A 20,955-nucleotide genomic window follows, 5' to 3' on the forward strand; every position below is an offset into this window, starting at 1 on the left:
AGCGCCATTTTACTAGCCCCAGGAAATTGCCTCCGCGCGGTCGAGGCGGTTGAAGGAGGGCACGTGGAAGTGGAACTGTGCCCCGTGGGGATTGCTTGCCGCATGGGCAGGTTCTGTAAAGGAAACCAGTGCGGTGCGATAGGTCTGGCCCACCTTGGGTATCGCAGGGACCTGGCTATATGGGCAGCTTGCCGCGGCGGAGTTGGGCACCTCATTGGCGCGCGAGCCATCAGCTGTAGCTGGTGCGAGGTCTGGAAGGGAGGTCGGTGCGGAGGTATCCACTGCTCCGAGGTACGTCAGCGATACTGGGAAACAAATGGTGGAGGCGGACTCGGGGAGGGTGAAGTCTTCCGAAGAGCCGGTAGGGCGGATGTTGTCAGCGAGGCGTGGGGCATCTACCCGAACCTTAAAATAACTTATATTTCCCTCGCGAGATTCTGTGAGGACGGAGGCCGTCTCGCCATAGCGCAAGTGGGTGCCAGGCTCGGTGGCAGTGAAGCCATGTGGGGCGCCGGCTGCGTCCTCGGTGAAGGCTTCCAGCTGCTGCGACTCCACCTCTGGTCGGGTCATGTTGGGGGACTCCGCAGGTGGGGAAGTGGCAGGGGAGCACGCGGTGGCGAGAAGGGCGAAGCCGAGTATGCAACCGGCGCCCGCGCGCCGGCCAATCTCTCGCCGCCTTAAACCTGATAGGAACATAAGTAGAATCTTAGCCTGAATCTTAGAAAAACGTTAATTGTACGGAGAATCCCGGGAAATTTCTTCCCCCGTGTAAGGTGAGCACACGGAGGCGTACGTGTCCTGGTGGGCGCCCCGGTCTTCAAAACCGGTGAGGCCGAGCATCTCGGTCTGGCAGGTTCGATTCCTGTCCGTCTCCGCCACCCGCGCGCAAGGAGGAATGCCACAGTGCCCACGCCCACGCCTGCTGCCAGCCCGGATCCCCGCAGGAATATTCCCCGCATGGACGAGCTGCTCCAGCTGCCGGAAGTAGAATCCGCGCGCCAGCGCCTAGCCGAGCACGCCATCCGCGCGATTATCCAGGGCGTAGTCACCCAAGCGCGCCGCGGCCAGCTGCCGGTCAGCGATATACCCGCAGAAATTGCGCAGCGCCTGGAACAAAAGACAGCGCATTCCTTGCAGCCGGTCATTAACGCCACCGGCGTCATCATTCATACGAACCTAGGGCGTGCCCCGCTTCCCAGCGCCGCGGTAGAGGCCCTGCAGGCCGCTGCCTCCTATACGGATGTGGAAATGGACCTGGACTCGGGCAAGCGATCCAGAAATCGCGGTGCCGGCGCCAGGGCCGCACTGCTCGCGGCCTGCCCCGGTGCAGAAGATGCCCTCGTGGTCAATAACGGCGCTAGCGCCTTGCTGCTGGCTACCGCTGCGCTCGCTCCCGGCAAAGAGGTCATCATCTCGCGCGGCGAGCTCATTGAGATAGGAGCTGGTTTTCGCCTGCCGGAGCTCATCGAGTCCACGGCCACGCGCCTCAAGGAAGTAGGCGCGACGAATCGCACGCACCTGGCCGATTATGAATGCGCGCTGGGCGATAACACCGGCGCCATCTTGAAGGTGCATCCTTCCAATTTCCGCATCGAGGGGTTTACCTCCGCAGTCGGGGTAGAGGATCTGCACCGCCTAGCGGTGGAGCACGATACGCGGCTCATCGTGGACTTGGGCTCCGGCCTGCTCACCCATGACCCAGCGCTGCCAGAGGAACCAGATATCCAGGCCCAGCTGCGCGCCGGCGCCGATATCGTCATAGCCTCCGGCGATAAGCTTCTCGGTGGCCCGCAGGCAGGAATCTTGCTCGGCACCCAGGAGGCGATTGCCGCGGTGAAGAAGCATCCGCTGGCGCGTGCGGTGCGCATAGATAAGCTGCGCCTCAACGCGCTGGAGGCGGCCATTTCAACGCCCTCGAATGCGGTGCAGGACGCCCTCCACCTCGATCCCCAAACCCACCGCGAGCGCACGGAAGCCATCGCGCAGGCAGTTGGGGCAGAAGTGGTGTCTCATGATGGCCGCGTGGGCGGTGGCGGGGCGCCTGAATACCCGCTGCCGGGCTTCGCGGTGAGCCTGCCCGAGCGCTATGCGGACGCGCTGCGCCGCCAGGCCCCGCCCGTGGTAGGCCGCGTGCATCAGGGCCGCTGCTTGGTGGATATTCGCTGCGTTCCCGCCCACCACGACGCCGCGGTTATTGCCGCTATTAAGGCGGTGGGATAGGTGTACGTCGTCGCCACTGCCGGTCATGTGGATCACGGCAAGTCCACCCTGGTGCGGGCTCTTACGGAGATGGACCCGGACCGCTGGGAGGAAGAAAAGCGCCGCGGGCTCACCATTGATTTGGGGTTTGCCTGGACCACGCTGCCTTCTGGCGCGGATGTGGCTTTCGTAGATGTGCCCGGCCATGAAAAATTCCTAGGCAATATGCTCGCTGGCGTGGGCCCGGCCCCGGTGGTCCTCTTTGTGGTCGCGGCCGATGAGGGATGGCAGGCCCAGTCCACCGACCACCGCGATGCCTTGCGCGCGCTGGGAGTAGAGCACGGCATTATTGCGCTCACTCGCAGCGACCGCGCCACCGTGGACCGCACCGCAGAAATCCGGACGCAGCTGGCCGACACCCCGCTTGCCGACGCCCCCATTATCCCCGTATCCGCCCCAACCGGCGACGGCATTGCGGCGCTGCGGCAGGCGCTCGATAAGGTTCTTGCCGCTGCGCCCGTTCCCGATGCGCAGGCACCCGTGCGCCTGTGGGTGGACCGCGCCTTTAGCGTAAAGGGCGCGGGCACCGTGGTGACCGGAACGCTTGCCGTCGGCACCCTCCGCGTGGGCGATAGCCTCACGGTGGCCACGACTGGTGGAGAAAAGGACGTGGAAGTCCGCGGCCTGCATAGTGAAAACCGCGCGCAGGATTCACTTGGCCCCGTCACTCGCGCGGCCGTCAACCTGCGTGGGGCAGATGCCACCGATATCCACCGCGGCGACGTGCTGCTTACCCCGGGTGCGTGGCGCCTGGTGGACCACCTTGATGTCCGCCGCACCTTTGGCGCGGAGCTCGATGGGCTGCCCGATAACCTCGTCGTGCACACCGGTACCGCCGGGGTAGAGGCCTACCTTCGTCCCCTGTCTGCCGAGTTCGCGCGCATCAGCCTGGCGCATGCGTTGCCGTTGCAGCTCCTTGATCGCTTCGTAGTGCGTAGCCCCGGCGGCCGGCACGTCGTCGCCGGCGTAGAGGCAGTAGACCTGCGCCCGCCGGAACTTAACCGGCGCGGTGCCGCCCGCCGCCGCGCAGAAGAGCTCAGTGCCCAGCACTCATTCCGCGATCCTGCCTCCTACCTGCGCCGCGTCGGCTTCGCCCGCAGGGATGACCTAGCCCGCGATGGCTTTACTACCGCAGCGCCGCCGCAAGGCATTATCGCCTTCCGCGACTGGTGGATTGCCGCCTCCCAAGTTACGCGGTGGAAGCAATCGCTTATCGACGCCCTGCATGCCCACACCGCCGCACATCCCCTGGCACCGGGAATGCCGCGCAAGGCGGCCATGGACGCCCTCGGCCTGCAAGAAGAAGGCTTGCTGGGCCTTGCCATCGCCGCTGCGAAGGCGGAAAGCAGCGAGGGAGTGCTGCGCCTTCCTGGGCAGCGGGCGGACCTCGGCGCAGCGGAGCGCGGGGTCGCTGCCATTGAGGAAAGGCTTAAGGCAGAACCCTTTGTGGCTCCCGAAGCAGATGACCTCACGGAGCTGGGCTTGGGCCCCAAGGAGCTTGCCGCCGCCGAGCGCGCCGGGCGTCTTCTGCGCCTCAAGCAGGGAATCGTGCTCTTGCCCTCGGCGCCGGAGGAAGCGCGCCGGCGGCTTGCCGAACTGGAGCAGCCCTTTACGCTCTCGGCAGCCCGTAAAGCGCTGGGCACCACGCGGCGGGTAGCCATCCCGCTGCTGGAATACCTCGACGCCCAGCGGATTACTCGCCGCGGCGACGGGGGTCAACGCACCCTGCGCTAACGAGCCCCTGTGGCCGGTCGTCGCATCTATTTGCGGTGATTGCCTCCGCGATGGTGAGTGGTTTCGCGGGCCACGCGCCGGGCTCGCACGCGCGCGGATTCGGAGGAAAAGCGGCCCGGTTCTTCGGCAACTGGGAGCGCACGCCAGCTGAAATTCTGCTCGCCCGGGATGGAAGAGACCAACTCCGCCAGCTTGGCACTGGCCTGCGGTTGTTGTGATTGCTCATTGTGCTGCTGAGCTGGCGCATCTGGCTCAGCGGGTGCAGGCGGCTGGGCCTGTGGCCCTTTCGGGCGGCGTGAGCCGGTGGGCAGCGCCGTCACGATGGCCTCGCCGGCAAGCGTGTGCTCCCAGACCTCGGGTTGAGCCGGTGTGGCTGCGGGCGCAGCAGTGGGAATCGCAGGTTGTGGCGCGGGCACGCGCAGCGGTGGAACAGCGGGGGAGAAGAGCTCCGCGGTGGTGGCCTCATCGGCGGGGATATCGACGGCAAGCATGCCGTGGCTCGCATAGGCGCGGGCGGAAAGCCCCGCTCCAGAGCCGCTGGCCGCGGCGAAAGCGGCGCGCAGGCCGGGGAACGCAGGAATGTCGCCGATGGGGCCGAGCACCATATCGTCGCAGGTGGCCACTGCGGTGCCGGCAAGGTCTTCCAGCGTGACGAAGAATTGCTGCGTGCCCATGCTCTCCAGCTGGGCGGGCGATAGGTCGCCGGCGGCGGCATCGATGAGCACGCCTTGCCCACCGGAGAGCAGTGCGGTTCCTTGCGTTTGGTCGTTGACCGGCACCATCCACGGCCACAGGCCCAGTGACACGGCAACCTCAACCTCGCCGTCTACTACTTCCACGGTGGCGATCGTCTGCGGCTGTGCGGAGGAGGCCTTTAAGCGCTCCAAGGCGGGATACTCCGCTGCCTCGACCTCGTCCAGAAAACCTAAGAAGCCGAAGTCCGAGCGAACGCGCCAGCCGTTGGTGTAGGTATCGGGTTCTAGGGAGACGTCGACAAGCGCAGCGTGCTTTGCCACGCCGGGGATGCTCAACGCGGTGCCCACTACTGGGTGCTCGAGGACCGCAACATGCTCCACGCCGAAGTAACTAGTCGCGAGCGGGTAAAGCGCCATAGAAAGTCACTCCCAAAGTGAAAGGCCGGTAAACAATGCGTAGCTCATTTTACGCATACGGGGGATAGGGCTGGCGCCAGCTTTATATCCTGCGAGTTTTTATTAATGTATAGACAGCTCTCTTAAAAGTGAAACCCGGAAAACAGAATAGGAGTAGAACCATCTCTTCTTCATCGTCTTCCTCATCCCGCCCTGTGCGTGGGGTAAATAGCTCGGAGGAAAGCAAAAAGCGTACCCGCAACGCCAAGCGCATCTTAAAGGACATTATGTACCCGCATAATATCCACCCCGCGCTGGTACCGGGCGTCTCCATTGAGGACCAGAAGGTCAAGTACGGCGTGGATAAACCGATCCTCTTTGTGGTCGGCGGACTGGTCGTCGCCTTCGTAATCTGGGGTGTGATTGCGCCCGAGCAGGTCTTCGATGCTTCTTCGGCAGCGCTCGATTGGGTGATGCGCAACTTGGGCTGGATCTTTACCGCCCTGGCGACGTTCCTGATGTTTTTGCTCATCATCTTGGCTTTTTCAAAGTACGGCAAAATCCCTCTCGGGCTAGATGGGGAGAAGCCGGAATTTTCTACGGTGAGCTGGGCGGCGATGCTCTTTGGTGCCGGCATTGGCATCGGCATTATCTTCTTCGGCCCCTTCGAGCCGCTGAGCTACTACCTTTCGCCGCGCCCAGGCGCTTATGAGGCCGCGAGCGATGAAGCGGTGCTGGGCGCCATGGCGCAGGCAGCCATGCACTGGGGCATTAATGCCTGGGCGATTTACGCCATCGTGGGCCTGTGCGTGGCCTACGTGTCCTTCCGCCGCGGCCGCGTGCCGCTGATGAGCTCCATCCTGATGCCGCTCTTTGGCAATCGCTCCACTGACTCCCTGCCCGCGCGCATCATCGATGGCCTGGCCATTATTGCCACTCTCTTCGGCACCGCCGCCACGCTGGGCATCGGTGCGCTGCAGATCGGCCGCGGCGTGGAATTGGTTAGCGGCTGGTCTACCACCGGCAATGCCGCGGCGCTGGTAATCATCGTGGTACTGTCCATCGGAACGATCTTCTCGGCCGTCTCCGGCGTGGCCAAGGGCATTCGGTGGCTCTCCAATATCAATCTGGTGCTGGCCATGGCACTGGCCCTGTTCTTCTTCGTCGTGGGGCCGACCGCCTTCTTGGCCAATATGCTGCCGGCCGTGGTGATTGAATATCTCGATGAAATGCCGCAGATGCTCTCTGCCAACATGGGCGAGGGCGAAGACATGGTGGCCTTCCTGTCCTCTTGGACCACCTTCTACTGGGCGTGGTGGGTATCCTGGTCGCCATTCGTGGGCGTCTTCGTAGCCAAGATTTCGCGCGGGCGAACCATCCGCCAGTTCGTGCTCGGTGTGTTGCTTATTCCCTCGGCCATCATTGTTGCCGCTTTTACCATCCTGGGCGGTACCACCATTTGGTTGCAGCGCCGCGATGGCGATATCGCCTCAGATGGCACTATTGATTCCATGCCGGCGGCAGAAGACATCTTCTTCAAGGTCTTGGACCACTTCCCAGGAGCGGAGTGGATGGCGCCCATCGTCATCATCATGCTGGTGGTCTTCTTCATTACCACGGCTGACTCCGCATCCATTGTGAACTCGCAGCTCACCCAGCGCGGCAACCCCAAGCCCAACCCGGCAGTAACGGTCTTTTGGGTGGTATGTATGGCTGGCATTGCCGTGGTCATTTTGCTTGCCGGTGGCCGTAATGCGCTGCAGGGCCTGCAGAACCTTATTACGGTGACGGCTTTGCCTTTCGCGGTCATCATCGTGCTCATGTGCATCGCGTTGGTGCGCGAGCTGCGCCATGATCCTGCCTCCATCCGTCATTTCTACGAGGACGAAGCGGTCTCTAATGCGATCGTGCGGGGCGTGCGCGATTATGGCGATAACTTTGCCCTGTCTATCGAGCCGACAGACGGCGACTACGCAACGGGCGCGCACTTTAACTCCACTGCAGCAGAGGTGACCGATTGGTACGCGCGCACGGACGAAGAGGGCCGCGCCGTGGGCTATGACTATGAGGCAGGCGAGTATGTGGACAACGATCCATCTATCAAGAATGGCGAGTTCATCTCTCCGGTACCGGAAGATAAGGAAGAAAATTAATACTTGACAATTATTGGCTGGTAGGGTGCCAGCTATGACTTTTAGTACCTTTGCCTTTGCCTTCGCCTTGGTGCTGCTGTCGGGTCTATCGACCTCGATTGGCGGCGCTTTGGCGGTGGGAAGGCGCGAGCCGGGGCCGGCTTTTATGGCCGCTGCACTGGGGCTTTCGGCCGGCGTGATGCTGTATGTCTCCTTTATGGAGATCCTGCCGGAAGGCATTGCGCAGCTTTCCGACGCCCTCGGCGAGGAAACCACCGGCACCTGGGCCGCCGTCGGGGCGTTCTTTGCTGGCATCGCCGTCATCGCCATCATTGACCGGCTCGTGCCGGAGGAGATTAACCCCCATGAGCCGGCCACCACGGCCGAAGAGGCCCGCCGCAAAAAGCTAATGAAAACCGGCGTATTTACCGCCTGCGCGCTGGGCCTGCATAATTTCCCCGAGGGGTTTGCCACCTTCCTATCCGGCCTGGATTCTAAGGAAGTTGCGGTGCCGGTGGCGGTGGCCATCGCCATTCACAATATCCCGGAAGGCATTGCGGTGGCTGTTCCGCTGCGCGAGGCCACTGGCTCCCGCAAGAAGGCCTTTTGGTGGGCCACCTTGTCTGGCCTGGCCGAGCCGCTCGGCGCGCTCATCGGCTTCGGCCTTCTCTTGCCGGTTATTGGGCCGGCGACGATGGGCATTAGCTTCGCCGCCATCGCCGGCATTATGGTCTTCATCTCGCTGGATGAGCTATTGCCCACCGCGGAGGAGACCGGCGAGCACCATCACGCCATCTACGGCCTGATTGCCGGCATGGCCGTGATGGCGGTTTCACTGATGTTATTTATGTAAGACGGCTATGCAGCCGGGCTACGGTGTCTTAAGCCTCCGCCGGCTGGGCGGAGGTGGCCGAGGTCTTGCCAAAGGAGGCCTTGACCGCCATCACGATGGTGGCAACGACTACGCCCAGTACCAGGCCGCAGACCATGGACATGCCGGTATCTGCCAGCCATGCCAGGGCGCCATTGGAGATATTCTCGGTCGTGGACGCGATGAATTCGTGGGGCTGATCCATGCCGAACTCGTGCAGGCCTTTGACTACGATGTGGCCGCCTACCCACAGCATGGCGGCGGTACCGATGACGCCGATGATATCGAGTACGACCGGCATGCCCTTGACCAGAGCGGTGCCGATGGTGGAGTTGCCATTGTGGCGCTTATTGAGGGCCATGCCAATATCGTCCATCTTGACCAAGAGGCCTACGGCGCCGTAGACACCCAGGGTCAGCAAGATGCCGACGAAGATGAGGGCACCCAGGCGCATCCAGAATGGCTGGTCGATGACCTCATTCAAGGAAATGACCATGATCTCGGCAGACAAAATGAGATCCGTGGTGATAGCGGACTTGACCAAGCTATCTTCGGCGTCTGCGCCCTTTTCCTGGACTGATTCAGTTTCCTTCTCTCGGTGGGGAAGAAGGTGATGCAGGATTTTTTCCGCGCCTTCAAAGCATAGATAGGTACCGCCGCACATCAAGATGGGCGTGAGCGCCCACGGCGCGATCCAAGAGAGGATCATGGCGATGGGCAAGATGATTACGAGCTTATTGATGAGCGAGCCCTTGGTAATGCGCCAGATCATCGGCAACTCGCGCTGGGGCTTGATTCCCTCCACGTATTGTGGGGTTACGGCAGCATCATCGACTACCACACCTGCGGCCTTCACGGAGGTCTTGCCCGCAAGGGCGGCCACATCGTCAACGCTAGAGGCAGCGGAGCGGGCGATCAGGGCGACGTCGTCAAGCAGGGCAAAAAGGCCACCGGCCATAAATTATCCTTCTGGGGTTAAGGTGATGTTATCGGACCACGTTAAGTGTATCCCCTGATGCGCCAGCCAAGCCATCGCATCATCACCGCTGCGAGTAATGCCCTCGACCGCGGCAAGTGTGGTGTCGATCGCCTTCTCGGCGTCCTCGGCGGAAATCAAACCGGCGGAGGTTGCGGCAGAGAGTTCATCAATATCGAGCACGGAAATGGGCTCGCCGCGCGTGGCAACAAGATCCACATAAAGATCGCGGGTGGTCCACACCGCGCCATCGCGTTGGATTTCGGCCACATCAATATAGAAGTCCTGGTGGACGTCTACACCAGGGCGGAAATGGAAGATATTGGCACGCAGGTTGAGATCGGGCAGCAGCCACGATTCCAGGTAGCCAAAGCGCGGGTGATCGGCGCCGCGAGCCATGTAGAGGCCGAAATCCGTCTCGGTGTACGTGTCGACCTCGCGCAGGAAACCCTTGGGGTCGGTATTGGTGTACTCGGCGGTATTAAAGGTCTCGCGCTTGACCGGATGGAGATCCGCCGGCATCTACTTCACCTCAAGGAAGGCGGCGGTTGGGGCGAAATTGCAGCGGGATTCCTGGGTGTTTACGCCGCCAGAAAGCAGTGCGATGACGGTGCCCTTGCCAGTCTGGGCGGTGCCGGACAAGGTGGTAGGGCCGTCTTGATTGATGCCGTTGTTATTCAGTGGGGTGACGCCGCTGCGCAGGGTGTCAAGGTTGAACCACTGCACGTTCATCCTGCCTTGTTCGCGCGCGGCAGGTGGGGTGCCGAGGGCGGTGAAGAGGAAGACGGTTTCGCCAGGCTTTGCGCCCGGTGCCGGCATTTCGGTGGGGCCAGGAACGGCGATGGCCGAGCCCATGGCATCGCTGGTGCCGCCAATGCAGTGTGCGGAAACTGTGGGCCAGTAGAACTGGCGGAAGTTCGGGTTATTGCCCTCTGGCATGGCTACGCCGCCCTTGCCATTGCCGCCGCCGGCGAAGAATGCGAGGCCCGACAAGATGGCGTTGCGAACATCCTCGGGAATCCAAGGTTGTGCCGCAAAAGCGCGGATGCGGTCCTGGGTTTCCTGATTGGGGCGGCCGAGCTCGTCCAGCGGGCTATGGGAGGATGCCTGCTGCACCAAGGAAGAAAGATCTGGTGCGGAAGCCTGCGCTGGGGCGACGAGGGGAGAGGCGAGGCCGATGAGCGCGGCCGTGGCAGCGGCGATATAACCGGTGCGGCCGGACAGGCGCCAGGTGGTGCGGGCGTGGCTCACGTTATCAATTCCTTGGGTGCGGTCTCGGGAAGGGGAGTTAAACCCCAGTTGTCACATTTGTAACAATATTACCTACAGTAACGATAGTGATGGCAAGGGCGGTGTCAAGTATTTTGGCAATCTATAAGAGTTTTCGCTCTCCCTATACGGTGCGTTACGGGGTAAAGCCATCCCCAATGCTGCACTTGGCCCTTTAAGGGGGTATCGTGGGAGCTCGTTCAAGATCAATTTCGCGCGCGCAAGCGCTGTAGATCCTCCGAAGGAGAACCCCACTAGTGAGTAATACCGAGTTCCGTAATGTTGCCATCGTCGCGCACGTTGACCATGGCAAGACCACCCTGGTCAACGGCATGCTGGAGCAGTCCGGCGCCTTTGGTGACCACGGTGAACACACGGACCGCGTCATGGACTCCAATGATCAGGAGCGCGAGCGCGGCATTACCATTCTGGCCAAGAACACGGCCATTCACCGCAAGGGCCTGGGCAAGGACGGCCAGGACCTGATCATTAACGTCATCGACACCCCGGGCCACGCCGACTTCGGTGGCGAGGTTGAGCGCGGTATTTCCATGGTGGATGGCGTTGTCTTGCTCGTCGATGCCTCCGAGGGCCCGCTGCCGCAGACCCGCTTCGTGCTTACCAAGGCACTGGAAGCCAAGCTGCCGGTTATCATCTGCGTGAACAAGACTGACCGCCCGGATGCCCGCATCGACGAAGTTGTCTCCGAGTCTCAGGACCTGCTGCTGGAAATCGCCGCCGGCCTGGAGGACGAGGAAGCTGCGGCCGCCGCCGAGGAGCTGCTGGACCTTCCGGTTCTCTACGCTTCCGGCCGCGCCGGCGTTGCCTCCACCGAGAACCCAGGCGATGGCAACGTCCCTGAGGGCGAGGATCTGCAGCCGCTTTTCGACGTCATCTACAACGTCCTCCCAGAGCCTTCCGCTACCGTCGACGCCCCGCTGCAGGCGCACGTGACCAACCTGGACGCCTCCGACTTCCTAGGCCGTATCGCGCTGCTGCGTATCTACGCTGGCCGCATCAAGAAGGGCCAGCAGGTGGCCTGGATCCACTACGACGAGGATGGCAATCAGCACACCAAGACCGTAAAGGTCGCCGAGCTGCTGCGCACCGTCGGCTTCGAGCGTCAGCCGGCCGAGGAAGCCATCGCCGGTGACATCGTGGCGATCTCCGGCATTTCTGACGTCATGATTGGTGACACCATCGCCGATCCGGAACACCCTGAGGCCCTGCCACGCATCACCGTGGACGAGCCGGCCATCTCCATGACCATCGGCGTTAATACTTCCCCGATGGCAGGCCAGGGCGGCGGCGATAAGCTCACCGCACGTATGGTCAAGGCCCGTCTGGAGCAGGAGCTCATCGGTAACGTTTCGCTGCGCGTGCTGCCTACCGAGCGTCCCGACGCTTGGGAGGTCCAGGGCCGTGGCGAAATGGCGCTGTCCGTGCTCATCGAGTCCATGCGTCGCGAGGGCTTCGAGCTGACCATCGGCAAGCCGCAGGTTGTGACCAAGGAGATCGACGGCAAGACCTACGAGCCGTACGAGATCCTCACCATTGACTCCCCGTCCGAGCACCAGGGTGCTATCACCCAGCTGCTGGCCTCCCGCAAGGGCCAGATGCAGGCCATGGACGTGCGCGAGGGCGACTGGGTACGCATGATCTTCCGCGTTCCTGCCCGCGGTCTCATCGGCTTCCGCACCCAGTTCATGACCGAGACCCGCGGTGCCGGCATCGCTAACTCCATTTCTGACGGCCTAGATGTCTGGGCCGGCGAGATCAAGTCCCGCCCAACCGGCTCCCTGGTGGCTGACCGCACCGGCCAGATCACCCAGTACGCGTTGATGCAGCTGGCTGACCGCGGCAACTTCTTCGTCGAGCCGGGTGCTGAGGCTTATGAGGGCATGGTCGTTGGTGCCAATAACCGCGATGAGGATATTGACATCAACATCACCAAGGAAAAGAAGCTGACCAATATGCGCTCCGCCACCGCGGATGCCACGGTCACCCTTGCTAAGGCACACACCCTCTCCCTGGAAGAGGCGCTGGAATTCTGTGGCAACGACGAGTGCGTCGAGGTCGCCCCAGACGTCCTGCGCGTGCGCAAGGTAGAGCTTTCCGCTACCGACCGCAAGCGTGCTGCTGCTCGCAAGAAGCAGATGAATAAGTAAAAAGCCGCACCCTAGGTGGTGGTGATTGCCGCTGTCGTGGCCACCATCGCCGCAACCGCTGCCGCCTCCTCAACTACGGCCTTGACCGCTGAGGAGGCGGTTTTGTCGTACTCGACCTCTTCTTTGATTTCCTGAATGCGCGCCCGCATCTCGCGGCGCTTCATTCCCTCCGCATCGTTTTTCAGCAGGGTATAGGCGCCGCTGACCTCGCGGAGGATATCGAGGATGATGACGTCATTGACCTCGGCTGGCCGCTGCGCCTCTAAGACTGCAACCAACCGCTCGCGCAGTTCCTTTTCCAGCTCCAAGTCCGTCATGATGTAGCGGTCGCCGCTTATTTGCCACCACTTGGCTTTTTCCACGTCGAGCTGTCCATTCGCGTGGAAATCCAAGGCGATGATTTCCCGCGGGGTAAACCACGAAGCCTCCAACAGGCTCTGCATGCTGGTGGCCTTGTGCTGCTGCAGCTCCTCCCAAGCCCACGCCAACACGGGGTGCTCTGGGCGCTGTGGAGTGGTCTCTACCTTCTTTTTCTCACCGAGCTCTACGTGCCCGCCCAGCAGCAGGTCCGTGAGTACGGTGGCGCGCAGAGCGGCCTCATTATTGGACACCCAGTCTTCCTGCTTGCCGTTGTCCTTGGTCAGGAGAAGGAACATTTCTTGGCAGATGAGCATTGTGGACTCCTTAAAAGTTGCGGTCTATGGCCGAGTCTAGCGCCAATAATCTTCGTTTCGGCGGGGTAGAGGGACTAAAGTAGTCCGCGATGAAAAAGAATCCGGCTTCACCAAGGCGCGCGGCGTCGGCAATCGCAGCGGTACTCAGCACCGCCAGCCTTGCACTACTTAGCGCCTGCGCGGCTAACCCCGGCCCACCACCGGTGGTGGAGGACAATGCCTCCGTGCTGCAAGAAGATCAGACCACCACCACGCCTACCCCGGAAGAAGAGCAACCGCAGGATGCCGACTCCGCCAAGCGCCCCACCATCTCGGTGGGCGTGGACCCCTTGCGCGCGGGATTGAACCCGCACCTGGTGGCCAATAACTCCGAGCTGGTCGACCAGATTGCAGAACTGGTGCTGCCCTCGGCGTTCCACAATGGGCAAAGGGACGCCGATATCCTCGAATCCGCCTCTGAGGTCACCGCTCCTAAGGGCGTGGCGCAGCGAGTGCGCTACGTCATTGCCTCGCCCGCACAATGGTCCGATGGCACACCCATTTCCGGTGCGGACTTTAGCTACCTGTGGAAGCAGATGACCACCACCGCTGGTGTGCGCGATCCCGCCGGCTACCACGCCATATCGGCCGTCAATACCTCCGATGGCGGCCGCGTAGTCACCGTGGACTTTTCCCAGAAGGTGAAAGATTGGCACCTGCTTTTCCATAACTTGCTGCCTTCCCACCTGCTGCAGGACGATAACTTTGGCTCCGCCTTGGCCGATAAGATTCCGGCATCGGCCGGGCGCTTCCTCGTCGACAGCGTGGACCGCGGCCGCGGAGTCATTACCTTGAACCGCAACGACCGCTTCTGGGGCGCTAATCCGGCCCAGGTGGATGTCATTCAGCTGCGCGAGGTACGCGATAGCAGCCAGGCGCTCAATATGCTGCGCTCCGGGCAGATTGGTTTCGCGGACTTTACTCCGGATCAAACCTCCCTGGAGGCACTGGGCCTTTTAGCGCATGTTTCCGATAAAGCCCTGACCCGCCCGCGTCAACTGCGCCTGCACATGTCCACCGCGGATGGAGCACTGGAAGAAAAGGAAGCGCGCCGCGGATTGGCCTCGCTGATTGATACGGACCAGGTCGCGCGCTTGGCCACCGGCCGCGCTTCCAACCTTGAGCCGGGGAACAACCCTATAAGTAAGGACGCGGATCTCACTGCGCTGCGCACCCGCGCTAGTAAGAAGCCGATTCGCTTTGCGGTAGACCCCACCAGCCCCACGGCCTTGGCCGCGGCCAATACTCTTTATGACGTCCTCGAAGCCCACGGGATCGGTGCCGAGGTGGTGTCCGAGCGCCTGACCACGATCACCTCTAAGCTCCTGCCCGAAGGCGAGGTAGATGCGGTGGTGACCTGGGAGGATATCTCCCTGAACTCGGTGTCCGCGGCGAATATTTTCAGCTGCGATGACAAGCAGCCGCTCGCCGGCGACCTGTCCGGAATCTGCCCGGAGAACGCGGATGAGATTCGCGAGGAGATTTTGTCCGGCGCCATGAGCCCGAAGGAAGCGCTCGGACGCATTCGCGATGTGAACTCTAAGGAGGCCCTCTACGTGCCTTTGGTGGATGAGACACGTATCCACGCGCTCGGGGAGGGTATTGTAGGCCCCGGCCAAAGCATTGATGATTGGGACGAGGGTCTTATCACCGCGCCCCGCTGGAGGATAGATGAAGACTAAGGACTTAACCGGCTACCGCGTGGTGGCAGTGCACGCCCACCCGGATGATGAAACCCTCTTTATGGGTGGCACCCTGGCAACTCTGGCCGCACGCGGTGCCGAGGTTATCGTCATTACGCTTACCTTGGGCGAGGACGGCGAGGTCATCGGCGAGCCTTACCAAGGCCTGGCCGATCACGATCAGCTGGGCGGTTTCCGCGCCCGCGAATTGGCCAATGCCCTCGATGCCCTGGGCGTCAAGGGGATCCAGCTGGGCGGTTTCGGCCACTTCCATGACTCCGATATGGCGGGCTCTCCCTCGCACGAGAACCCGCGTGCGCTGGTCAATCGCATCGAGGAGGCGGCCGATTTCCTGAGCGACGAGCTTGAGGCCATCCAGCCCCACGCCATCCTCACCTACGGGCCCGATGGCGGCTACGGGCACCCGGACCACATTGCGGTGCATGAGGCGGTGATGAAGGCGGCGTCGCCAAGCACGCGCATTTGGTACGGCATTTTTGAACGCGCCGCCAACTATGCCGGCCTGGACACCCTCGATGCGCCGGCCGGGTGGACCAAGCCCAGCCAGGAGTACTTGGACAATTTCACCAACGAGGGCGCGGATGTCACCGTCGCTCTTTCCGACGCCGCCCTTGACGCCAAGCGGAGCGCCATGCGCGCCCACGCCTCCCAAATCTGGGTGGCCGATGGCTCCACCACCCGCACCAACCCCGAGGCCGCCGTGGCCGCGCTGCATAAACCCGAGCACGTGCCCGGAGCCTACGGTCTATCCAACCTGCTGGTCATGCCGTTGCTGCGCGCCGAGTACTTCCAGCTGGGCCAGGGCGAGCCGGCCGATGACCTGCTGGGCGGCCTGTAATGCGCACGGATTATAGCCGCGGCGAGCAGGTCACCGGGCTAGTGTGGCTGGCCATCGGCGCCTTGCTGTCGGTCTTCCTCGAGGTCATCTACCTCACCGCCCGCATTCCGCTATCCAATGGGGCGAGTGTGGCTTTTCCCATCACCATCTTGCTTGCGTGGTGGTTCAACTCCGTGCTCACCCGCACCGCCCGGCTATGGAGCCCCGCGCCGATGGTCGGCGCCATCCCGCTCATCGTCTGGTGCCTGGGCTTTTTTGCCTTCATGCTCCTCGTACCGATGACAGGAGACATGCTCTTGGCCAATAATATTCTCAGCCTGCTCCTGCTTTTGGCCGGGATTGGCGGGGGCGTTTGGCCATTTTTCAAGCAGAAGTGACATACTGTTAAGCATCCCAAATCCGAGAAATCAGGAAGCTTCAAGGAATCTCCATGACTTATACGATCGCACAGCCTTGCGTTGACGTAATGGACCGCGGCTGCGTTGAGGAATGCCCTGTTGACTGCATCTACGAGGGCAAGCGCATGCTCTACATCCACCCGGATGAGTGCGTGGACTGCGGCGCCTGCGAGCCGGCTTGCCCGGTCGAGGCCATCTTCTACGAGGATGACGTTCCCGATGAGTGGCTGGACTACAACGACGCCAACGCCGCCTTCTTCGATGACCTGGGCTCCCCGGGCGGCGCGGCGGCCCTCGGCCCGCAGGACTTTGACGTCCCGATGATTGCCGCGCTTCCACCACAGAATCAGGAGTAAGACATGGCACGCACACCGCTAGGAAAGACGCTTCCAGACTTCCCCTGGGATTCGCTGGCCGGCGCCAAGAAGAAGGCCCAGGCCCACCCGGGTGGAATCGTTGACCTCTCGGTGGGCAACCCCGTGGACCCTGTGTCCCCAGGCGTGCAGCTCGCGTTGACCGCAGCCGCGCAGAACCCTGGTTACCCGCAGACCGCCGGCACCCCGGAGCTGCGCGAGGCCATCGCCGCCGCGCTCACTCGCCGCTATAACATGCAGGTTGACCGCGTCCTGCCGGTGGTCGGCACCAAGGAGGCCATCGCCTGGCTGCCCACGCTTTTGGGCATGCGCGGCGAGACCGTCGCCTTCCCCTCGGTGGCCTATCCCACCTATGAGGTGGGCGCCCTGCTCGCCGGCGCCACGCCGCTGCGCGCGGATTCCGATTTCCAGGATGCCTCCCTGGTCTTTTTGAATTCGCCGTCCAATCCCACCGGCCGCGTGCTCGGCGTGGAGGAGCTGCGCCGCATCGTGGCGTGGGCGCGCGAGACCGGCGCCATCATCGCCTCCGATGAGTGCTATATGAGCTTGGGCTGGAACGACGATAACCCACCGGTATCCATCCTCGATCCGCGCGTGACCGATGGCGATAACACCGGGCTCATTGCCATGCATTCGCTGTCCAAGACCGCGAATATGGCCTCTTACCGCGCCGGCTTCTTCGCGGGCGATAACGATCTCATCGCCGAGCTGCTTCAGCTGCGCAAGCACGCCGGCCTCATCGTTCCCGGTCCCATCCAAGCCGCCATGGTCGCCGCGCTCAACGACGACGACACCGAGGCCCTCCAGCGCAACCGCTACGCTTCCCGCCGTGCGGTGCTTATGCACGCGCTTGTCGACGCCGGCTTTACCATCGACCACTCCGATGCCGGCCTGTACCTGTGGGCCACCCGGGGCGAGAATTGCCGCGAGACCATCGACTGGCTTGCCGAGCGGGGCATCCTCGCGGCCCCGGGTGACTTCTACGGCCCGGCCGGCGAGAAGCACGTGCGCATCGGCCTCAATGGCACCGATGAGCGCATCGATGCCGCCGTGGACCGCCTCGCCGGTGCCTAATTCCGGTAGGCCTCCCGCCCGCGCGGGCATTTCGCCGCGCAAAACGGTCCTGCGCGGCCGCGTGCCCGAGGAAGGGGAGTACTTCGCCGCCCGTGCCGGCGACTCTCCCTTTTCGCCCGGCACCGTGCTGCCGCCCGGGGGCGCACTCCCGCATCCCGTGCCCGCCTGGTACCACCCTGCGGTGCCGCCGGAGCGCCCGATTCCTTTCGACTACTCCGTGGTCCACGCCGACAGCGATCTCATCGTGGCCGATAAGCCGCACTTCCTGCCCACGACCACCAACGGCCGCCTCCAGCACGAAACGCTGCAAACCCGCCTCCGCGTGGATTTCGGCGAAGACGACATCGTACCCCTGCACCGCTTGGACCGCCTGACCGCTGGCCTCGTCATCTGCTCCCGCAATCCCGCAACCCGCGCCGACTACCAGCGCATCTTCCTGGAGGGGAGTGCGGTGAAGAGGTATCGGGGCGTCGTCAAGCAGCCGCTTTTCGTGGACCGGGAAATCACCCTGCGCATGCGCAAGCCCCGCGGGGCGCGCCAGGTGCTCGTCGCTTCCAAGGGCACGCTCACCTCCACGTACGTGCGCGCGGCCGGCCGGGAGGTGACCATGTGGCCGCGCACCGGCCATACCCACCAGCTGCGCGTGCTGCTCAATCACCTCGGCCACCCGCTGCTTGGCGACGATACCTATCCCACCCCGCGCGAGCTCGACCTCTATGATTTCCGAACTCCGCTCGCCCTGCTCCACGAGGCTATAACTTTTATAGATCCTCTATCACATTCCGAGCGTCAATTTTTCAGTTCCCAGGCCTTAAGAACTACAATCGAGTAGTTATTTAATCACTGGCTAGAAAGGCGGCCCATGGCAGACCTCAGCGTCGCGCGCTTTGTGTCCAATTTTGGGCAGTTTCTCAAATTCGGCATCGTTGGCGGTTCCGGCACCGCGGTTAACCTCATCACCTCGGTCCTAGCGAAGAAGTGGGGCTGGGCATGCTTCGAAGCGATGCCCAATGACCCGCTGGTCAACCTCTTCGGAACCCAATTTCACCTGCGCTGGTTCATGCTGTATTCCACCATCGCTTTCTTGGTCGCGAATACCTGGAACTACCAGCTCAACCGCATGTGGACCTTCAAGTCAGTGTCGAAGGTGTCCTGGATTCGCGGATTCTTCCCCTTCTTGCTCGCTGGTATTGGTGCTTTCTTGGTATCGATGGCGATTCAGCACCTGCTGATGAATCCCACCTCTCCGCTCCATCTACCGGCCGATATTTTGGATGATTCCACCGGCCTGCGCACGATGTACTACTGGGCAAATGCGATTTCCATCATCGTGGCCATGCCCATCAACTTCGTCATTAACAAGCTGTGGACCTTCCGATCGAAGCCGAAGACGCCTCAGGTCGTCCACGAAACTGAACCTGCCTAGCCAGGTTCCGGGCCGGCCTCATCCGCCTCGCTCCTTGGCCCATCGCCTTTCGCCCCACCGCCCTTCGCGCTCACCAGCGCACGGCGATGGGGCTTTTTCTAGCTGCCGGTGAGCGCGAGGGGGCGGTACCTCCCCACGCGCTCACTGGGGAAGAAAAACGCGAGAACCCGCCGTCCGCGGTGAGCGCGAAGGGCGGGTGGAGGGAAGGGGCGGGAGGGGGATTAGTCTTCGAGCTCGGCATCGAGGCGAGCCTGGTCGCGACGGTGCTGGCGGCGACGAATGAAGGGGGTGAGGATGAGGACGGCGATAACACCGACGGCGGTGCCGAGGAGGTAAGAGGCGGGGCTGTGGCCGTCGGCAGGCGCGTAGGCGTTATAGGCAATGCCGGCGAACATGGCAATGAGCGGGATGAAGTAGACGGCCATTGCGGTCCAATTTCGGCCCACTGGTGGGGTGGCGACGCGTTGGCGCATCCACGCGGTGCCGATGGAATTGCCGAGGATGGATGGTACGAGCGCGAGGAAGCACAGCATGCTCATTCGGCCGGGGAGGACCCAGGCGAGGATTGCGGCGACGACGAGCTCGAGGAATGGGATGAGAGTGATGCCAATTGCGCAGGCTTTATAGAGCGTGTCGCGTTCGAATTCATCGCGAGTGGCGCGCTCGATTTCATTGAGGGAGTAGTTGGCAATGGCGTTAATCATGTTGTTCGGCTCCAAAGATTTCTTCGACGGTTTTTCCTAGTTCGTGGCAAATGTCCAGCGCGAGGTGCACGGAAGGGGAGTAATTGCCCCGTTCGATATTGGCGATGGTCTGGCGGGAGACGCCGGCTTTTTCAGCGAGTTCGGCTTGTGATAATTCGAGCCAGCGGCGCCATTTGCGGACCATGTTGGGGTGGTCGGCCATCTGGACTCCTTTACTCTGTGTCTTGCTTACATGTCCTAATGTAAAGGATAATTGCCATTAAAGCAAATGTTTCACACATAGATGCCACTTCCAGTAGGGCTGAGCTGCTGAGGTCGGAAGCTCAGGGTTGCGGCCTTTTAGCACCTCAAGAGTGGCTTTGATAGGCAGGATGGCTTCGCTGAGGTGGTATTTGATGTCGTCGGCAGTAAAGCGCAAAACGGTATAACCATGGGCTACGGCCGCGTTCTGTTTGGAGCGGTCAGCTTGAAAGGCCACACTGTGCTTGTGGTATTCCCAGCCGTCAACTTCCACCAGCAACTTGCCAATCTTCAGGTCAAAGCGGTAGCCGGCGATGAGAACATTGTGCTTGGGGTAGATTCCTTCTGCGCGCAGCTGCCTGCTTAGTGTGCGTTCCGGCGGGCTATCTGCGCCTATAGCCGAGTGTCGTATCGTCTCTTTTAGAGGCTTCGGGACGCGCCTCATTCGCCGCTGGTCCTCTTCTAGGCGGCCGGGGCCGTGCTTTCCTTGGTAGTAGTCTTCCAATAAAGACCTGCACGCACGCGAAATTCTGCGTGCAGCCCATAGCGGTTGCACCACAGGTAGGCCATCGACCTTGTGTGTGGCCCTGAGGCGCGAGTGCGAAACGCGAAAGTTCTTTCCCTTCAAAGTGCGCGGTCCCTCCGCTTCCAGAGGAAACGTCAGTTGCCGGCCGAGGTAAATCTCCTGCGCCGTCTTTCCCGTGAAATGGATACGGCTGAGCCCATGCGCTAGTGCCCGCGCCACCGCCCAGGGCGTCCATTCATCGGTATAAATCCCCCGATGCACGCGATAGAGCTTCCCCTCGCACACTTTGCGACGAATCGCGTCCTTGCTCAAACCTTGCCCGCGCAGTTCTGCGGTAGTCCATTCCCCCATGGGGCTTAACCTAAGCGGTCGTGTTGGGCTGGAGCTATGCGCGTCGCGGCATCCTGTGGATAACCCGGGGTTCGGGGGCGATTTTCCGCTGCGTGGTCCGGATAGCTG

At 62.2% G+C, this 20,955-nt stretch carries 21 protein-coding genes and 1 tRNA gene; 13 read left to right on the top strand and 9 right to left on the bottom strand.

Going from position 1 to position 20,955, the window contains the following annotated elements; all coding sequences use genetic code 11:
- Window positions 1-12: 12 nt before the first annotated feature.
- Entirely contained in the window at window positions 13-570 is a 558-nt protein-coding gene (locus ACKFRX_RS05165; protein ID WP_408928217.1) for a hypothetical protein, read from the bottom strand.
- A gap of 213 nt (window positions 571-783) precedes the next feature.
- On the opposite strand from ACKFRX_RS05165, the gene ACKFRX_RS05170 reads away from it, so the two are divergent.
- From ACKFRX_RS05170 to selB, 3 genes are all read left to right on the top strand, one after another.
- Window positions 784-878: transfer RNA gene (locus ACKFRX_RS05170), tRNA-Sec, on the top strand.
- Between the two features lie 25 nt (window positions 879-903).
- Complete coding sequence (gene selA / locus ACKFRX_RS05175) at window positions 904-2,220, top strand: L-seryl-tRNA(Sec) selenium transferase (protein ID WP_408928218.1); 1,317 nt, start codon at window positions 904-906, stop codon at window positions 2,218-2,220.
- Window positions 2,221-3,993, top strand: coding sequence for a selenocysteine-specific translation elongation factor (gene selB / locus ACKFRX_RS05180; RefSeq protein WP_408919008.1), 1,773 nt, complete (start codon window positions 2,221-2,223; stop codon window positions 3,991-3,993).
- Between the two features lie 26 nt (window positions 3,994-4,019).
- Here the strand turns inward: selB and ACKFRX_RS05185 are convergent, their stop codons facing one another.
- Window positions 4,020-5,105, bottom strand: a complete 1,086-nt coding sequence (locus ACKFRX_RS05185; RefSeq protein WP_408919007.1) for a hypothetical protein — start codon at window positions 5,103-5,105, stop codon at window positions 4,020-4,022.
- A gap of 194 nt (window positions 5,106-5,299) precedes the next feature.
- On the opposite strand from ACKFRX_RS05185, the gene ACKFRX_RS05190 reads away from it, so the two are divergent.
- Window positions 5,300-7,237, top strand: coding sequence for a BCCT family transporter (locus tag ACKFRX_RS05190; protein WP_408919006.1), 1,938 nt, complete (start codon window positions 5,300-5,302; stop codon window positions 7,235-7,237).
- 34 nt (window positions 7,238-7,271) lie between these two features.
- Entirely contained in the window at window positions 7,272-8,069 is a 798-nt protein-coding gene (gene zupT / locus ACKFRX_RS05195) for a zinc transporter ZupT (protein WP_005323563.1), read from the top strand.
- 28 nt (window positions 8,070-8,097) lie between these two features.
- On the opposite strand, the gene ACKFRX_RS05200 is transcribed toward zupT, so the two are convergent.
- Genes ACKFRX_RS05200 through ACKFRX_RS05210 form a run of 3 tightly spaced genes read right to left on the bottom strand, consistent with a single transcriptional unit; the run spans window position 8,098 to window position 10,314 of the window.
- A complete protein-coding gene (locus ACKFRX_RS05200; protein WP_408928219.1) occupies window positions 8,098-9,045 on the bottom strand; it encodes a DUF808 domain-containing protein in 948 nt (315 codons plus the stop codon).
- A gap of 3 nt (window positions 9,046-9,048) precedes the next feature.
- Window positions 9,049-9,585, bottom strand: a complete 537-nt coding sequence (locus ACKFRX_RS05205) for a DUF402 domain-containing protein (RefSeq protein WP_005323560.1) — start codon at window positions 9,583-9,585, stop codon at window positions 9,049-9,051.
- Complete coding sequence (locus tag ACKFRX_RS05210; protein ID WP_408928220.1) at window positions 9,586-10,314, bottom strand: hypothetical protein; 729 nt, start codon at window positions 10,312-10,314, stop codon at window positions 9,586-9,588.
- A 275-nt stretch (window positions 10,315-10,589) separates the two neighbouring features.
- Here ACKFRX_RS05210 and typA point away from each other — a divergent pair, with 275 nt between their 5' ends.
- The gene (gene typA / locus ACKFRX_RS05215; protein WP_179386315.1) at window positions 10,590-12,500 is read left to right on the top strand and encodes a translational GTPase TypA; all 1,911 of its coding nucleotides are present in this window, start codon (window positions 10,590-10,592) and stop codon (window positions 12,498-12,500) included.
- Between the two features lie 11 nt (window positions 12,501-12,511).
- Here typA and ACKFRX_RS05220 read toward each other — a convergent pair whose 3' ends face one another.
- Complete coding sequence (locus ACKFRX_RS05220) at window positions 12,512-13,174, bottom strand: GPP34 family phosphoprotein (RefSeq protein ID WP_179386316.1); 663 nt, start codon at window positions 13,172-13,174, stop codon at window positions 12,512-12,514.
- 89 nt (window positions 13,175-13,263) lie between these two features.
- Here ACKFRX_RS05220 and ACKFRX_RS05225 point away from each other — a divergent pair, with 89 nt between their 5' ends.
- The 7 genes from ACKFRX_RS05225 to ACKFRX_RS05255 are packed head-to-tail and all read left to right on the top strand — an operon-like array spanning window position 13,264 to window position 19,026.
- Complete coding sequence (locus ACKFRX_RS05225) at window positions 13,264-14,895, top strand: ABC transporter family substrate-binding protein (protein WP_408928221.1); 1,632 nt, start codon at window positions 13,264-13,266, stop codon at window positions 14,893-14,895.
- Entirely contained in the window at window positions 14,885-15,754 is an 870-nt protein-coding gene (locus tag ACKFRX_RS05230; protein ID WP_408928222.1) for a PIG-L family deacetylase, read from the top strand. The genes ACKFRX_RS05225 and ACKFRX_RS05230 overlap by 11 nt, the downstream gene beginning before the upstream one ends.
- Window positions 15,754-16,131 carry a hypothetical protein gene (locus ACKFRX_RS05235; protein WP_198492828.1) on the top strand — a complete coding sequence of 126 codons (378 nt, stop codon included), beginning with the start codon at window positions 15,754-15,756 and terminating at the stop codon, window positions 16,129-16,131. Before ACKFRX_RS05230 ends, ACKFRX_RS05235 begins: the two co-directional genes overlap by 1 nt.
- Before the next feature lie 53 nt (window positions 16,132-16,184).
- The gene (gene fdxA, locus ACKFRX_RS05240; protein ID WP_005327491.1) at window positions 16,185-16,508 is read left to right on the top strand and encodes a ferredoxin; all 324 of its coding nucleotides are present in this window, start codon (window positions 16,185-16,187) and stop codon (window positions 16,506-16,508) included.
- A 3-nt stretch (window positions 16,509-16,511) separates the two neighbouring features.
- Window positions 16,512-17,600, top strand: coding sequence for a succinyldiaminopimelate transaminase (gene dapC, locus ACKFRX_RS05245; protein ID WP_269953319.1), 1,089 nt, complete (start codon window positions 16,512-16,514; stop codon window positions 17,598-17,600).
- Window positions 17,557-18,432: a pseudouridine synthase gene (locus ACKFRX_RS05250; protein WP_408928223.1), complete on the top strand. Its 876-nt coding sequence runs from the start codon at window positions 17,557-17,559 to the stop codon at window positions 18,430-18,432. The genes dapC and ACKFRX_RS05250 overlap by 44 nt, the downstream gene beginning before the upstream one ends.
- Before the next feature lie 30 nt (window positions 18,433-18,462).
- Window positions 18,463-19,026 carry a GtrA family protein gene (locus ACKFRX_RS05255; protein ID WP_236882713.1) on the top strand — a complete coding sequence of 188 codons (564 nt, stop codon included), beginning with the start codon at window positions 18,463-18,465 and terminating at the stop codon, window positions 19,024-19,026.
- A gap of 221 nt (window positions 19,027-19,247) precedes the next feature.
- On the opposite strand, the gene ACKFRX_RS05260 is transcribed toward ACKFRX_RS05255, so the two are convergent.
- Genes ACKFRX_RS05260 through ACKFRX_RS05270 form a run of 3 tightly spaced genes read right to left on the bottom strand, consistent with a single transcriptional unit; the run spans window position 19,248 to window position 20,847 of the window.
- Window positions 19,248-19,730 carry a transcriptional regulator gene (locus ACKFRX_RS05260; RefSeq protein ID WP_150851695.1) on the bottom strand — a complete coding sequence of 161 codons (483 nt, stop codon included), beginning with the start codon at window positions 19,728-19,730 and terminating at the stop codon, window positions 19,248-19,250.
- Window positions 19,723-19,932 carry a helix-turn-helix transcriptional regulator gene (locus tag ACKFRX_RS05265; protein WP_225747157.1) on the bottom strand — a complete coding sequence of 70 codons (210 nt, stop codon included), beginning with the start codon at window positions 19,930-19,932 and terminating at the stop codon, window positions 19,723-19,725. The genes ACKFRX_RS05260 and ACKFRX_RS05265 overlap by 8 nt, the downstream gene beginning before the upstream one ends.
- Before the next feature lie 57 nt (window positions 19,933-19,989).
- Window positions 19,990-20,847 carry a DUF559 domain-containing protein gene (locus tag ACKFRX_RS05270; protein ID WP_408918999.1) on the bottom strand — a complete coding sequence of 286 codons (858 nt, stop codon included), beginning with the start codon at window positions 20,845-20,847 and terminating at the stop codon, window positions 19,990-19,992.
- Window positions 20,848-20,955 lie beyond the last annotated feature (108 nt).

Origin of the sequence: Corynebacterium tuberculostearicum (genome assembly GCF_046097465.1) — a bacterium.
In the GTDB taxonomy this organism is placed as follows: domain Bacteria; phylum Actinomycetota; class Actinomycetes; order Mycobacteriales; family Mycobacteriaceae; genus Corynebacterium; species Corynebacterium tuberculostearicum_I.

Coding starts and splice junctions, on each gene's coding strand:
- ACKFRX_RS05230 (WP_408928222.1), top strand. CDS start 14,885: ATGAAGACTAAGGACTTAACCGGCTACCGCGTGGTGGCAGTGCACGCC.
- fdxA (WP_005327491.1), top strand. CDS start 16,185: ATGACTTATACGATCGCACAGCCTTGCGTTGACGTAATGGACCGCGGC.
- ACKFRX_RS05205 (WP_005323560.1), bottom strand. CDS start 9,585: ATGCCGGCGGATCTCCATCCGGTCAAGCGCGAGACCTTTAATACCGCC.
- ACKFRX_RS05260 (WP_150851695.1), bottom strand. CDS start 19,730: ATGATTAACGCCATTGCCAACTACTCCCTCAATGAAATCGAGCGCGCC.
- ACKFRX_RS05255 (WP_236882713.1), top strand. CDS start 18,463: ATGGCAGACCTCAGCGTCGCGCGCTTTGTGTCCAATTTTGGGCAGTTT.
- ACKFRX_RS05270 (WP_408918999.1), bottom strand. CDS start 20,847: ATGGGGGAATGGACTACCGCAGAACTGCGCGGGCAAGGTTTGAGCAAG.
- ACKFRX_RS05235 (WP_198492828.1), top strand. CDS start 15,754: ATGCGCACGGATTATAGCCGCGGCGAGCAGGTCACCGGGCTAGTGTGG.
- zupT (WP_005323563.1), top strand. CDS start 7,272: ATGACTTTTAGTACCTTTGCCTTTGCCTTCGCCTTGGTGCTGCTGTCG.
- ACKFRX_RS05185 (WP_408919007.1), bottom strand. CDS start 5,105: ATGGCGCTTTACCCGCTCGCGACTAGTTACTTCGGCGTGGAGCATGTT.
- ACKFRX_RS05200 (WP_408928219.1), bottom strand. CDS start 9,045: ATGGCCGGTGGCCTTTTTGCCCTGCTTGACGACGTCGCCCTGATCGCC.
- ACKFRX_RS05250 (WP_408928223.1), top strand. CDS start 17,557: ATGAGCGCATCGATGCCGCCGTGGACCGCCTCGCCGGTGCCTAATTCC.
- ACKFRX_RS05165 (WP_408928217.1), bottom strand. CDS start 570: ATGACCCGACCAGAGGTGGAGTCGCAGCAGCTGGAAGCCTTCACCGAG.
- ACKFRX_RS05220 (WP_179386316.1), bottom strand. CDS start 13,174: ATGCTCATCTGCCAAGAAATGTTCCTTCTCCTGACCAAGGACAACGGC.
- ACKFRX_RS05225 (WP_408928221.1), top strand. CDS start 13,264: ATGAAAAAGAATCCGGCTTCACCAAGGCGCGCGGCGTCGGCAATCGCA.
- dapC (WP_269953319.1), top strand. CDS start 16,512: ATGGCACGCACACCGCTAGGAAAGACGCTTCCAGACTTCCCCTGGGAT.
- ACKFRX_RS05265 (WP_225747157.1), bottom strand. CDS start 19,932: ATGGCCGACCACCCCAACATGGTCCGCAAATGGCGCCGCTGGCTCGAA.